This is a genomic window from Moorena bouillonii PNG (assembly GCF_001942495.1).
Lineage (GTDB): Bacteria > Cyanobacteriota > Cyanobacteriia > Cyanobacteriales > Coleofasciculaceae > Moorena > Moorena bouillonii.
The window spans coordinates 1,222,594-1,236,308 of sequence record NZ_MKZS01000001.1; the positions used below are offsets into that span (position 1 = coordinate 1,222,594).

Consider the following 13,715-nt stretch of genomic DNA (forward strand, 5'->3'; position numbering starts at 1 on the left):
CATCAATCTTCTTTATTATGGGTATTCAACCGGACTTAATCTGATATCTAATCCGATTTAATGAGTAATGGGTAATGGGTAATGGGTAATGGGTAATTGTGATTACTCTCGTACCATTACCCATTACCACTTAAGCCTTACCGATTACCAACCAGTTTAATCAAGGAATTTTATACCTTGATTAGGTTTAAATATAGCAGTCGAAGTAAAGGTTAAGACATATTTATGTTCCCTGTTCCCTTCCCCCCTTACTAAGGGGGGTTAGGGGGGATCCCTGTTACCTTGAAAACAAAATACTATGTCCTAAACTATACTTTCCTTGCTATAACTGCTGATTAAGACTTAAATTCCAGCAGAGAATTTATCCCCAGTTTGCTGCAAGACGATAGGAGATAGACAGCTTTAGTATTGCCTTTCAGGGCAAAGTATTCCCAAATATGAAGACAATCTCCTAAACTCATAGTTTTCATTATCCCTTCAGTTTCTGTATAACAGAATAGTATCTTACCAGAAAAACCTTTTGCTTTCAATTTTTTTAGTTTTCTCCTTGAGTTAATAATTCCCACCAGTAAAGCAACCGATGAGCCTATGGCATCCATGGCAGCGGATAAACTAACCCGAAACTCCTGATCATCCTCTGTTTTTAATATTTCTAATTGGGATTGACCAATTGTAATCCTAGTCGGGGTTGCTTGTAGCCAATCTGAATCTTGGTTAATTAAGTTCACCCTTGGTTTGATTAATTGATTTGGGTCTTGCTCTAATTGTTCAATGAGTTGCTTTAAGGAAACTGTTTGATTTTTATCCAGGTAGGCGGGGATGAGATTGTCTGACACTAAATATTTCCAATAAGCCAGTAAGCTCTTGAGAGGATAAACAGTCAAGTTTCTCTGGGAAGGAGTAGTAACCCATAATTTTTGATAGCCATTTTCTTCAAGAAATTGTTGAGCTTGTCTTGGAGACTGTCTAATCGGTATAGACATTTGCCGTAAGCTAAAAATAATTTGGTTATCAAGGCTATAAGCTCCTAGGGTGACTTCGTTTAATTGAAGACAGATATGATCTACGTGGGGATAATCCAAAAAATCATCATCAATTATCTGAGGATCAGTGTGATAAGTTTCAGCACTTAGGTGGGTCATAGCCATAAATTCCTTCTTCTAAATCCCTTGATTTAAGTAAGCATTAAGCTATTAGCAGTCAGCCTGCGCTTAGCGCGTTAGCTAACTGCTGAATGCTTACTGATTTAACCTGTTCAAGTTTTTGACTGTTTCTCTTTCTTGGTAGTACTCTCTAAGCAGAGCAACGGATTGATTATGTACATATAACCCCTTATAGTAACGTTCCTTTTTTCAGAGAATTTTTATCGTTTCAGGATTTTAACGTCTCTATGTAACAAATATTTACAAATATTGTTATTCTCGAATTTTATGGCTATTTATAAAGAAGTAAGCAAACAAGGAATTAGGGAAATGGTAGGAAGTAATCTTTCTCAAGAAAACCTCTCCCACATCAAGCAACCTGGAAGTCTGTCAGATTTAATTGACGAGAGGGATAAGACTGATTACTCTCTATTGGAAAAGCTGTTAGAAGGACGTTCGGATAGCTTTAAGGCAAAAATTTTAGATTTAGTTGTTGCGACAGAATTGGACGCTAATGACCCGCTATTCCTATTTTTGGTAGCAACGTCCAGTTTGGAAACAATGTTAGCAGATACTCCTAAATCCTTAGAGCAGTTATTCCGAAGTTGGGAAAAGGATATCCAGCAGATGATTGATGTCGTCGGGCAATCCACCATGGATATTCAGCGCCAAGAAATTGCTAAAGCGATCGCTCTTCAGAGCGCGCCAAAGGCGAACGCGTCTGCCATAGAGCAATCAAAGGTAACCATAGAATCCAAGTCAGAAAGACAGCCCTGTTCCTATCCACCCAAAGGGTCAATGGATTTTCCGGTTGTTAAGGCATCTCCTTTTACAAACATTACAGCCATCTGTGGAGCTGTGGTTTTGTCATTGGTTTGTGGACTAGGAGCGGGTTGGGGGCTATCTGAGTTAAGTCAGCCAAAATTAGACCCCAATGGTTCTAGACAACTAACCCTAGACGAAGCATCTACCTTAAATTGGGCAATTAGTAAAGAGGGCAAATTAGCCAGAAATATAACCAAGTGGAATGCGGGCTATTTGGATAACTTAGAGTGTCAAAAGGATGCCATAGACGCAGGAATCCGGTTAAACTTTGGAGGCAAAAAAGCGACTAGCGGCTATTGTCTACTGTGGGTCGCCCCTCCGAGCCAGCGCAAGTATATAGAGGACAATAAGTGATACCAAGTCTGGTTGAATACCCATAATTAAGCGGAGTGTGGGGCGGGGGCGCGGGGAGTGTGGGGAGATGGGGAGATGGGGAGATGGGGAGATTGGGGAGGTTTTTATTAAGGGTAATTATCCTGATATGATATGAACCCTATTTTATCGGTATTTTGATAGAGATTAGTGTCGGTTTTGTGGGAATGGCTAATAGGTACGAGCCTTATCCCCACCAGAACTACCATTCCGATTAGGGATTAGTGAGTGCTAAATTTTTCTGATGGTACTCCATAGCTTTGGTGTAGTTTCCTTGAGAGTAATAAGCAGCTTTCAGACTAGCTATGGCTTTTTTTGCTGCCTTCCGGTCACCGATGGCTTGGGCAATACTCAAGCGTTGTTCATAGTATTCAACCGCTTGGCCATAATTGTCTAAGGCATCATAAGCCTTTCCCAAGCGACCTAAGGCTTGTTGTTCTAGACGGCGATTACCTATTTGTTGAGCTTTAAGCAATTGCTGCTGAATATAGTAAATCCCTTGAATATAATCTCCTAGTGCCAAGCAAGCATTACCCAGCTTGCCTAGAATCTGTCCTTGTAGGGGACGATCACCCATCTGCTGTGCGATCGCAAAACGCTGCTCGTAATAGTCAATAGCTTGAGCATAATCACCGATGGAGTAGCAGGAGTTACTGAGATTTCTCAGAATTCGCTCCTCTAGCTCAGGTAACCCAAGAGTCTGGGCAACATAGAGGCTCTGTTGCTGGCAAGCCATTGCTCGGGGGAAATCTCCTAGTGCCTTATGAGCCAATCCTAGATTGTTCAAGGCAGTCACCTCTCCCAGTGGGTCTTGGAGTTGCCGCATAATAGTTAGGCTTTTTTGACCATAGTCAATGGCCTTGAGGTGATTTCCTTGGTGACGGTAGGCATTTCCCAAAATTCCCAAAACCTGACCCTCAAGACGCTGGTCTTTGATGTCTTTTGCGATCGCAAGACTTTTGTTACTATATTTTATCGCTTGTGGAAAGTTGTCTAAGGAATAAGCAGTTAGTGCCATACCACTCAGAGCTTTTCCTTGACCCCGTCTATTTCCCAATTGCGCATATATTGCTAGTGCCTCTTGGAACGACTGTCTTGCTGCGAAGAATTGACATCGCTGGTGCTGCTCAATCCCTTTCTCTAAAAGTTGAGCAGCTTCACCGGCGCGAGGGAACCGCGCAAGGTCATCAACATTATCTGGAATGTTGTTTGGTAATGTAGGAACGAAAGTTTGGCGTGCTGCCTCTGCTAGACGCTCCCTATATTGGCTGTCATCACACGGCAACCGGCTCTCCATTCCTATTGCCTCTTACGGATCATCAAGAGTTTTGTAGTTTTCTAAGTTTGCGCAATCGAGTAAAATCCTTTGCCATATATTCCCTTGTTTTGAATTGCTCAAGGTCGTATCTCATCCTTTGAGTGAGATACCACGGGGCAAAATACGAGAATATAAAGGCTTTTGGATTTAGCGCAGCTCGACCTAACAGTACGAGTGCGGGTACTTGACTACCATGATAACCGCATCAATGCTGGTTACGGCAACTTTACCCTTATCATAACAAATGATATACTAACTCTAACTTATGGATGATTTAATCTGAGCAAATAAAAATCCCTAGGTCAGCATTCAACCTAGGGCTAATGGGCGTAGCCCATGCTACGCTTGCCAGCTATTGAAAGCAGCCCACCGCGCATCAAAGATTTTTAGGTGGGGACTGGTCTAAACTTTATTATTGAACTAAATCAAGGTCAGCAGCGTTTCCCTAGATGATGTTGCTGCTGGCTTGGTAGTCTCTGGTGTGCAGTAGACTTCGCAGGAGTTATTGGGACTTTCAATCAATTTCACCTTATGAAGTTGGACATCCAATTCTTGAATGGGTTGTTGCAACAACTGACAAATATAGATAGCAATATTTTCGGCAGTAGGAACAACCCGGGCAAAGTATGGAATGTCTTTATTGAGGAAAGTATGGTCAAAAGGTTCCAGGACATACTCATCGATGACTTGATGCAAGGAGTCTAGATCAACAATCATGCCAGTGCGCGGATCCATTTCACCCTTAACCGTCACTTCTATGTGATAGTTATGTCCATGTCCGTTGGGACGAGCACACTTACCGTAAATCTGGTAGTTTTCCTGGTCACTGAGGTCAGGATGAGCTAGTCGGTGAGCAGCGCTAAAGTGGTTACTGATAGTCAGATATACTTCCATACCGTTTCCTTGATAGTCAGCCCAGAGTTTTGGATGTTCAAATAGCTGAATCTTCAGTAGTGGTAGGTAAGTAACCAAGTGCTGCCAAATTACTCGTGCTATGTTTTCGGTAGTAGGTAAGGTTTGCTGAAATTCTGACCAAACCTCATTGAGATAAGCGTAGTCAAGTTGGCTGGTGACCTCTCGTTGGATCACCGTTTTGACTTCAGAAAAGTTTTCCACCATGCCATACTTATCCAACTGAGCGGTCAGGAAAACGAACAGAACGTAGTTGTGTCCGTGTCCAGGAAATCTGCTCCCCAAACCAAACCGCTGAAGGTTCTCAGCTTCAGTCAGTTCTGGTAACCAGTATCGGTGGCTGGCTGAAAACTCAGCACGGCGCTTAATCACGCATTCCATGTCAAGTTACGTCAACTAGACTTATGTTCAGCTTGACACTCCCCGGCCTAAAGGCGTGGGGATTCCTAGATCGACGAACCAGCCGTAAACCGACGTGTCCTCGGGAAGAGGCAATGCTTAACCAAAAAACCCGTAGTGACCTACCAAGTTCCCAGTCAATTCACGAAAGACCTAGAGGGCAGTTCTCGCGATAGCGTTCGGGTACTTGTTTGGAAGTGCCGAAGATTTTGTTTCCCAACATTCCCCCATGTTCCGGTGTGCCCCACCGTACATTGCAGTGCGACCCGTAGCGAATTTAATTCTTAATAGGTCAAGCGCACCGGGTGTTTTTCTCAAAAGTGTAACTTCAATGGTTCACACGCCAATTGTTGGTTGACGATTGGGTTTTTAGAGAGGACTTTCCCTACCCTCTGAGCATTACTACTTTATAGGCGGTCAGACATGGTTCCCTTCCAGCTGTCCTAACGGTTTTTCAGCCTGTACTCTATACTTGATTCTACATCTAGTTGCAACGACGATTCCGCAAACGCCAAAACTTTTTTAAAGCTGTCCTAGAAGGACGGGGTTTTAGACCCATTTTTTTCAACTAATATGGATTTTTGGTAATGGGTAAGCTAGAAAAATCCTATTGCTTACCCATTACCAAAAATCTTTAACTGTGTCTTTAGCTTCCCAGAGCAGATGGGAAGCAATTCTGAACAGTTCTTGACCTGTGTGTAGGTGGTAGTCGTCGTAGTTAAGGGTAAACAGCTTTAATTCTTCTATCCCATCTGCTAACTGATTAAGACAGTAGTAGAGGTTAGCAGCAGCACTGGCAACGGTGGCAGGATTAGGTTGAGAATGAAACAGGCTCTGAGCTTGATGGAGATGATCACCACACTCTTCCAGATAAGCTTCAAACTCTGCCATGAGTTCATCATCAAACGGGTCAGCGGAGAGTTCATCGAGTTGAGCCTCTAGAGGCTCAAGGATATGACTAATCCGGTGGTTTACAGGTTGATAAATTTGCTGCAGCCAGTACCCTAGCTGGGCATCAGTCTTTTTTCCCTTTTGCCGATGATGCTGGTAATGTCTTTGGGCATGAGCTGTTCGCTGTTGTCGATTCTGATGCTCTAATGAATCCTGAAAGTAATTCCTCTTTTGGTCATAGGAACGCCGTCGCTCAGGGTTACTGAGTACCTCATAAGCAGCATTAACTTGGATAATTTTTTCGGGATCAGCGGTGGGGCTGTTGCTATCTGGATGAAAGCGCTTGGCTAGCCGTCGGTAGGCTTGTTTAATTTCTAGGGTCGTAGCGTGGGGGTGAACATCCAGAGTCTGGTAGTGATTGGATTCTGACATGGGGTACACTAAACCTACTTAAACCGGCAGCGATAGTATAATTAAGGTACCAAGTAAGCTCAATCCAATATTTCCATAGATTTCCAGAGGTTTTAGGATAACTAGTGAATCGAAGCGCCTTGCCCCATAAAACTAATCAGTGGTGGCGGTCGGCTCTTGGAACAGGGGGGTGCTTAGGTAGCGTTCCCCAAAACTCGGTTGAATCATGACAATCAGGGTACCCTCATTTTCTGGACGTTTGGCAACTTGAATCGCTGCTGATAGTATGGCTCCAGTGGAAATTCCGGAAAGAATTCCTTCTTCACGGGCTAAACGACGACCGTATGCGATCGCATCATCATCCGTAACTGTAATCACCTCGTCAAGAACTTCAACCTTGAGTACTTCTGGAATAAAACCCGCACCGATACCCTGAATTTTGTGAGGTCCTGGAGACCCTCCAGAAAGTACAGAACTACCAGCTGGTTCAACTGCGATCGCTTTAAAACTGGGCTTGTGTTTTTTGATCGCTTCAGCAACCCCAGTAATTGTACCACCCGTACCAACTCCAGCCACCACGAAATCCACCTGTCCTTCTGTATCCTGCCAAATTTCTTCAGCGGTGGTAAAATGATGAATTTTTGGGTTAGCTGGATTACGAAACTGTTGCAGCATATAGGCATTGGATGTGGTTTCTACAATTTCCTGAGCTCGCCTAATACAGCCACCCATCCCTTCACTACCTGGTGTCAGTTCCAACTGAGCACCATAAGCTCGCAACATAGCCCGTCGCTCTATGCTCATTGTCTCTGGCATGGTTAGGATCAGTTGGTAACCCTTGGCTGCCGCTGCCATTGCTAGAGCAATACCTGTGTTTCCCGATGTCGGTTCCACCAAAATAGTTTTGCCGGGGGTAATCCACTCATTCTGCTCCGCTGCATTGATCATGCTAACACCAATCCGGTCTTTGACAGACGAAGATGGATTCATTCCCTCTAACTTGGCTACAATTCTAGCCACACAGCCTTCTGCTTGAGGAATACGGTTCAATTGTACTAGAGGCGTCCGACCAACCAGTTCTGTAATATTTGGAGCAATTCGCATAACTGTTGGAAATTCTGAGTTATTAGTTGTTCTCCATCATCCTAGTATTTTTTGACACTTTCACCCCATGAAGCTTCCCCCACCTGGCTGTCGCCGTTCGCGTAGCGTGGCGATAGCCAGGTGGGGGTGTCCTATGCTAATCTGGAGCTAGCCCTAGCCCACAAATCACAGAGACAAGCCCAGCTTCTAGGCGGTCGTCCAGAACTTTTGCGCTTTACGACCCTCACTACCATTTCTGTAAGTGAGTTTAAACACACCTCTAGCACCGATATTGTAAGCGCCGTTTAGATTGGCCGTAGGCCACGCTACGCGAACGGCATTGAACCGCTTAGCTGAAGGGAAGGTTGCTAGGGCATAGTTTTTTGAGTCCCGTTTAACCGTACCAGAACCATCGTAAGCAAGCTTGGACGTGTAAGCCGCCACAACTTCTATTACTTTGCCTCCTAGCTCTGCCCATTTCATCTCAGTAAAATCGCGAATCTTTGCTTTAAGCCACCCGTGGAATCTTTGCCGCAAGTTAGACCGTTTCCGTCCACCCTTTGGTTTCCGGAGACGAAACCTTAGAATAGTGGAGCCTTAATTAATAATCTTTAACCCTTTTATGCATAACCTGCCAACTGTAAAGGCTCCACTATTCTTACGGTAACTTCAAACCATCCCTTGAGGTTTTCAAAAACAATTGCTTCCGAATTAAACTCAAGAGCAATCTCAACAATTCGCTTGGAGACAACCTGGCCGATTTGATGGTTGATTCTTTGGCATTTTTGATAGGTTTTAGAGCAGAACCCTTTGTGAAGTTTTCCGCCCTTCCCCATTGTTTTGGATGCCCGCACCGATACGGATTTTAGCCGCTTGTCTCGACGGTCTATGTCTCTCCCCGGATGGATAAAATCACGGTGGATTACAGTGCCGTCATCAGTGACAACCGCTATTGTTGCAGTGGTATTGATTCCTAAATCTACAGCAGTTACATTCGCTTCTGGTTTACGTTTTTCTGGCTTACAAGCAAACGGAACAGACAGATGACAGTACCTTTCATTGAAGATCAACGAAGGGGACATCATTTTATTGGTTGCTACTTGGTGGCGTTCCCTTAACCCAGTAATTTTAACCACAGTCCAAATCCAGTCAGAGCCATCAAAAACTTTGATTTCGACTTGTTCGCGCAGCGTCGGCTTCGCCGAATCAAAGTCGTGTAGTTTGTAGCACTGTCCTTTGTAGAGAGCTGGGTAACAACCAGTCTCAGCATTTAGCCGTGGAGGGCTGGCATTACGCCTTTTTCTATTTCCCGACTGCCATTCTCGGTAACGGGTGACAAAGCTACTAACTTGACCAGCAGCGAAAGCGAACGCAGCACGACGGTAATAGCTGGGAAATTTGTAAAAAGCTTTGTTGAACTGGGGGTATTTTATACTAGGACGTTTAGCCGTTTCATGCATCAGCTTCTCAACAGCAGGAGTTAACTGATCGGCTGTTAAAGTACCTAGTTCCGCCCAATGGGTGTAAATGATGCCAACCAAAAACCGACAAGCACGGCGATATATCTTAACCGTTTCTCCAAAAAGTACTTTTTGACCTGGAGTCGGGTTAAGTTGCCACTTGTCGGTTCGTATAACTTTGGTCGGCGTTTTCACTAATTTAAAAGCTCGTTTACAGTTATTATTTTACTCTACCGAAGGTGATAGGGCAATCGAATAACTAATGTTCCTTCTTTTAACAACTAGCAACAGCCTGCTCCTTAACCCCCACCTGAACGTTCGCGTAGCGTGGCCTACGGCCAGGTGGGGGAATGCGTCGCATTTTTGTTCAAACAAAAATCCCCGCCTAGAGGCAGGGAAAAGTCAACTAACTAATGGTCAATACTCCTTGCGGTGCGACCCATGGGGAATTTAATTCTTAATGGATCAAGCGCACCAGGGGCAATTAGCCAAGGTCTCTAGAACGTGAATGTGGTTCTGATGGTACCAATCACAGCATCATCATTATCATCACTCTGCTCTGGATTAATCACCCAGATCACACCAGGAGTGATAGAGATATTATCGGATAGCTGATACTTGTAGAAGCCTTCTATGTGAATTGGTGTCTCAATCTCATTCAAATCCGAATAGGGCACTGCACCACCAAATAAACCTAACACACTACCTTCTTTGCCAAAATCGGGGAAGGCTAAACCACCGCCGTAACTCCAAATTTCACCACCACCTTCACCAATGACAATCACATCGGTGTAGTTGAAAAATCCACTAAAGGAAATCTTGTCGGTGAGGCGAAAGGCTAATTCTGCTCCGTAGGAGTTGGTTACCTTGTCAGCTGAATCATTTAGGCGACTAGCAAGAAGTGCGTCTTGATTCAAGTTGGCAGCACGGGTACCTACGATACCATTTTCTCCAGCGCCTTTGCTGAATATGGCACTGTCCTCTTTATGGAAACCATGGACGTAAGTAAAGCCCACACCAATCCGGTCGTTGACGTTGAAGTTCAACTGACCCAAGGCAGAATAATCACCATTAAACAGACCTGCCCCTTCATCAGGATCTGAAGCATTCCCAGCTAGGTAACCCAGTGTGACAGTACTTGGTCCAATCACGCTCTCTAGTAAACCAAGTTGGAAGCTAACCCCTAAACCAGCACCACCACCAATCCGATAGATGGGGTTTTGTTGAGAAAACGTGGATAGAGAGCCACTACCACCATCGAAGTCTTGGAAATAGGGATTGAGTGTAGGAACGTAATCATCATGCCGACCACCAAAGGCAGCAATGTAAGTTGATACTTGACCAAACGGACCAATAGGAATGTCACCGTAATAGGCTAACCAGTCAACCCCTATATCGTTCCCGTCACCAGTACCATCAATCTCAGTGTTAAAGGTCTGGGTGAGTTCTGGGGTAATCTCACCCCCCGCTGTGAAGGCATTCAGGTTACCAGCACTCAGACGAGTTACCAAACTGTCTTCACCAGTGAAGCTGGTGTCGAGAACTAAACGAACCCGGTCACCAAAGACAACTTGGTTATTGTCATCTTCCCCAAAATCACCAAAGTTATTGGTCAGGGCGAATATCACTTCCCCTTCCAGTTTCGTAGTAGTGGAGAATTGGTGATCCTCTAGGAATGCGACTCGACCTTCGAGGTTATCGACCCGTGCTCCGAGGGTAGCCAGTTCTGCCTCAAACTCTTGAATCAGCCGTTGCAGCGTTTCTAAGTCTTCACGGGTAATAAAGTCAGCAGTACTAGCAGCAATTAAACGCTCAATCTGGTTCAAACAAGCGTTCAAGCCAGCCGCAAATTCATAACGGGTGGTAGCACGGTTGCCACGGAAGGTGCGGTTTGGGTAACCAGCGATACAACCGTAGCGCTCTACCAGACTACGCAGAGCTTCATAAGCCCAGTCTCCAGGGGAAACATCCCGCAGTTGGGAAACGCTAGTTACCTGATCTTGGCTGTTACTACCTTCTTTACCGTAGCGTTGAATTTGATTTAACAGCTGGCTGTTATCTGAGGCTGAGGGTACGGCTTGGGCTATTTTTGTTTCTGCCTCCGGTACGTCTACCTTAGGAACTAGGGTATCGGCCTTTAAAGTTAATGATGTTCCCTCACCCAAGCTGGAGCCCATCTCCGTGGAAAAAACTGGCGTATCCTTTACTTCTGGGGCAGTGGGGGCCGCCGCGTTCGCCTTTGGCGCGCTCTGAAGAGCGATCGCAATTGTCTTTACTGGGACAGCTTGAAGTGGGGCAGCTTCCGTAGTAACTTGACTCTCAACTGTTAACGAGTTGGCCTTGTTGGCTGCCTGTACCTCATTGGTACCAAGGGCGAGAGCAGCACCCACTACAGCAGGACTTATCAGTAGGGACTTCAACAGTAGTTTAGACATCTTCTCTTAATCCTCACACCTTTAAAATTATTGAACTCTCCTCCGGATTAATCACGGAGGATACTAAGCTGATGTTACAACCGAGGGCATTAGCCACATCTCGTAATGCTTACGGTATGATATCTTCACGGTTATTGAATACATCATCCCGTTTGGGAAGGTTCAAAACTTCCCGACCGACCTTGACTATACAAATTCCTAGCTGGATCGTTACTTTTTTCTTGTTGGCGTTGTTAATTTCCAGCTAGCCGATTTTCCACAGCCTAAACCGGTATTTGGTTTTATCTAAGAATCAGCGCTATTGCGATAAAACCTATTAACCTATTACAGGAACAATTTATTAGAGGAACAATTCTTATACTATAGCCTTTATCGACAAAGTGCTATACAAACTTTTTTTCTTTTGCCAGTGGATGAACTTCTTCTGGCTTGGGGTCTATTGCTAAGGCGATTGTCACTTAGGTTTAGAGTTATTTAAAGCATATTAACCCAGCTCTGAAATAACTTGCGCTAGGTCAAAATCTTTCGAGGTTAAGCCACCACTATCATGAGTGGTTAAAGTAATCGTTACCTTATTGTAGGAAATCTCTAGGTCAGGATGGTGTTCTGCAGCTTCAGATGGGTCAACAAGTTTATTCACAAACGCGATCGCTTCTACAAAACCCTTGAATGTCTTTTTACTACGCAGGGTTTTCCCTTCCACACTCCAGTCTTTTAGCTGACTCGCCTTGGCTTGAATTTCTGCATCGCTGAGTAGTTGAGCCATGATTGTTAGATGCACTCCTTAAACAATCCCATACATAAAACTATCCGCTCTCACGGCTAGTGTTTTGGTTAATCCATAACACCTGGTGTGAGAGCGGTCTAGCGGGTCTTCTGATTGAAACCAGGCTGCCGAGAGGAACTCTTAGGTAGCCCTGCCTAAGCAGTCATATAGATTCTCCGTAGAGAATCCAGCTAACTCCTAGAGAACAGCCCCGGCGCACAGCCGGCTAACTCCAACCAGATGACCCATGATTTTACTACTATCTTCCATGGGCATCACCTCCTTTAATCCCTAAGCGGTTTTTTTTACCTTTCCAGGATTATCACCTTTCCTTAAGTTAACAGACTATCGATCAAATTGCAACCTCTGCAAACTAGGATCATGATAAATTCGCCTAATATTGCTCAGAGCGTTCCAGTTTTCTTTTTCTAGAACTGCTCAAAGCCCCACCTCCTGGTGGGGCTTTGAGAAAATCCAAGCGCTAACCTTAATTCGGGATCAGCTTTGGAGTCTTACAGAGCGTTACCGCGAGGCAGTACTTCCTCAGGGAACTCAAAGTTTTGGTGAGGTTGGTCTGCCGGAGCCATCCAAGCCCGTAGACCCTCGTTCAGCAAAATGTTCTTGGTGTAGAAGGTTTCAAACTCTGGGTCTTCTGCTGCCCGGATTTCCTGGGACACGAAGTCATAGGCTCGCAGGTTTAATGCTAAACCTACAATTCCCACTGCACTCATCCACAAGCCAGTTACTGGCACAAACAACATGAAGAAGTGTAACCAGCGCTTGTTGGAGAAGGCAATCCCGAAGATTTGAGACCAGAAGCGGTTAGCGGTGACCATTGAGTAGGTCTCTTCCGCTTGGGTCGGGTTGAACGCCCGGAAGGTGTTTGCTTTGTCCCCATCCTGGAACAGGGTATTTTCCACCGTTGCCCCATGAATGGCACACAGCAGAGCACCACCTAGTACCCCGGCTACGCCCATCATATGGAAGGGATTCAGTGTCCAGTTGTGGAAGCCTTGCAGGAACAGGATGAAACGGAAGATACCTGCTACTCCGAAGCTAGGAGCAAAGAACCAGCTCGACTGTCCCAATGGGTACATCAGGAACACGCTGACAAATACTGCAATCGGCGCACTGAATGCGATCGCGTTGTAGGGTCTGATGCCTACTAGACGCGCAATTTCAAATTGCCGCAGCATGAACCCAATTAGACCAAACGCTCCGTGGAATGCCACAAAGCTCCACAACCCTCCTAGTTGGAACCAGCGGGTCAAGTCTCCTTGAGCTTCTGGTCCCCACAATAGCAGCAGGGAGTGTCCCAGACTGTTGGGAGGAGATGATACTGCTACGGTCAGGAAGTTGCAGCCTTCTAGGTAGGAAGATGCTAAACCATGGGTGTACCAAGAAGTCACAAAGGTGGTACCAGTCAACCAGCCGCCCAAAGCCATGTAGGCACAGGGGAACAATAGAATGCCGGACCAGCCGACGAATACAAAGCGATCGCGCTTGAGCCAGTCATCGAGGATGTCAAACCATCCTCTGGTGCTGGGGGCGCGTCCTACTGCTACTGTCATAGCAAGGATCTCCAGATATATATAAGTACGGTAAGGCGATTTACTTTCTTTATTAAAGGCAGTCTAAGTAAAGAAAAGTAAACTTCGTCTAATATAACTATCATAATATGTCATAATTCTTAATTTTGCT

9 protein-coding genes and 2 pseudogenes are annotated in these 13,715 nt (G+C 45.1%); 1 reads left to right on the top strand and 10 read right to left on the bottom strand.

What is annotated here, in order from left to right; translation table 11 throughout:
* Window positions 1-335: 335 nt before the first annotated feature.
* Window positions 336-1,148, bottom strand: a complete 813-nt coding sequence (locus tag BJP37_RS05020; RefSeq protein WP_143727475.1) for a hypothetical protein — start codon at window positions 1,146-1,148, stop codon at window positions 336-338.
* A 282-nt stretch (window positions 1,149-1,430) separates the two neighbouring features.
* Here BJP37_RS05020 and BJP37_RS05025 point away from each other — a divergent pair, with 282 nt between their 5' ends.
* Entirely contained in the window at window positions 1,431-2,321 is an 891-nt protein-coding gene (locus BJP37_RS05025; RefSeq protein ID WP_075896971.1) for a DUF6753 family protein, read from the top strand.
* A gap of 232 nt (window positions 2,322-2,553) precedes the next feature.
* Here the strand turns inward: BJP37_RS05025 and BJP37_RS05030 are convergent, their stop codons facing one another.
* The 9 genes and pseudogenes from BJP37_RS05030 to psbD all read right to left on the bottom strand — a co-directional run bounded on the left by BJP37_RS05030 (window position 2,554) and on the right by psbD (window position 13,585).
* On the bottom strand, window positions 2,554-3,636 hold the full coding sequence (locus tag BJP37_RS05030; RefSeq protein WP_081431077.1) for a tetratricopeptide repeat protein: 1,083 nt from the start codon (window positions 3,634-3,636) through the stop codon (window positions 2,554-2,556).
* Window positions 3,637-4,077: 441 nt separating this feature from the next.
* The gene (locus BJP37_RS05035) at window positions 4,078-4,950 is read right to left on the bottom strand and encodes a 6-carboxytetrahydropterin synthase (RefSeq protein WP_070391380.1); all 873 of its coding nucleotides are present in this window, start codon (window positions 4,948-4,950) and stop codon (window positions 4,078-4,080) included.
* 639 nt (window positions 4,951-5,589) lie between these two features.
* Complete coding sequence (locus tag BJP37_RS05040) at window positions 5,590-6,291, bottom strand: J domain-containing protein (protein WP_070391381.1); 702 nt, start codon at window positions 6,289-6,291, stop codon at window positions 5,590-5,592.
* Between the two features lie 132 nt (window positions 6,292-6,423).
* Window positions 6,424-7,374 carry a cysteine synthase A gene (gene cysK, locus BJP37_RS05045; RefSeq protein ID WP_075896973.1) on the bottom strand — a complete coding sequence of 317 codons (951 nt, stop codon included), beginning with the start codon at window positions 7,372-7,374 and terminating at the stop codon, window positions 6,424-6,426.
* 131 nt (window positions 7,375-7,505) lie between these two features.
* A pseudogene (locus BJP37_RS05050) lies at window positions 7,506-7,914 on the bottom strand (transposase family protein); the annotation flags it as partial.
* Window positions 7,915-8,024: 110 nt separating this feature from the next.
* Window positions 8,025-9,008, bottom strand: a pseudogene (locus tag BJP37_RS05055) (IS200/IS605 family accessory protein TnpB-related protein); the annotation flags it as partial.
* A 302-nt stretch (window positions 9,009-9,310) separates the two neighbouring features.
* Window positions 9,311-11,248 (bottom strand): iron uptake porin, encoded by a 1,938-nt coding sequence (locus BJP37_RS05060; RefSeq protein WP_075896979.1) that lies wholly within the window; start codon window positions 11,246-11,248, stop codon window positions 9,311-9,313.
* A 484-nt stretch (window positions 11,249-11,732) separates the two neighbouring features.
* Window positions 11,733-12,014, bottom strand: coding sequence for a 4a-hydroxytetrahydrobiopterin dehydratase (locus tag BJP37_RS05065; protein ID WP_075896981.1), 282 nt, complete (start codon window positions 12,012-12,014; stop codon window positions 11,733-11,735).
* 512 nt (window positions 12,015-12,526) lie between these two features.
* Window positions 12,527-13,585 (bottom strand): photosystem II D2 protein (photosystem q(a) protein), encoded by a 1,059-nt coding sequence (psbD, locus tag BJP37_RS05070; RefSeq protein WP_008183309.1) that lies wholly within the window; start codon window positions 13,583-13,585, stop codon window positions 12,527-12,529.
* Window positions 13,586-13,715: the final 130 nt, after the last annotated feature.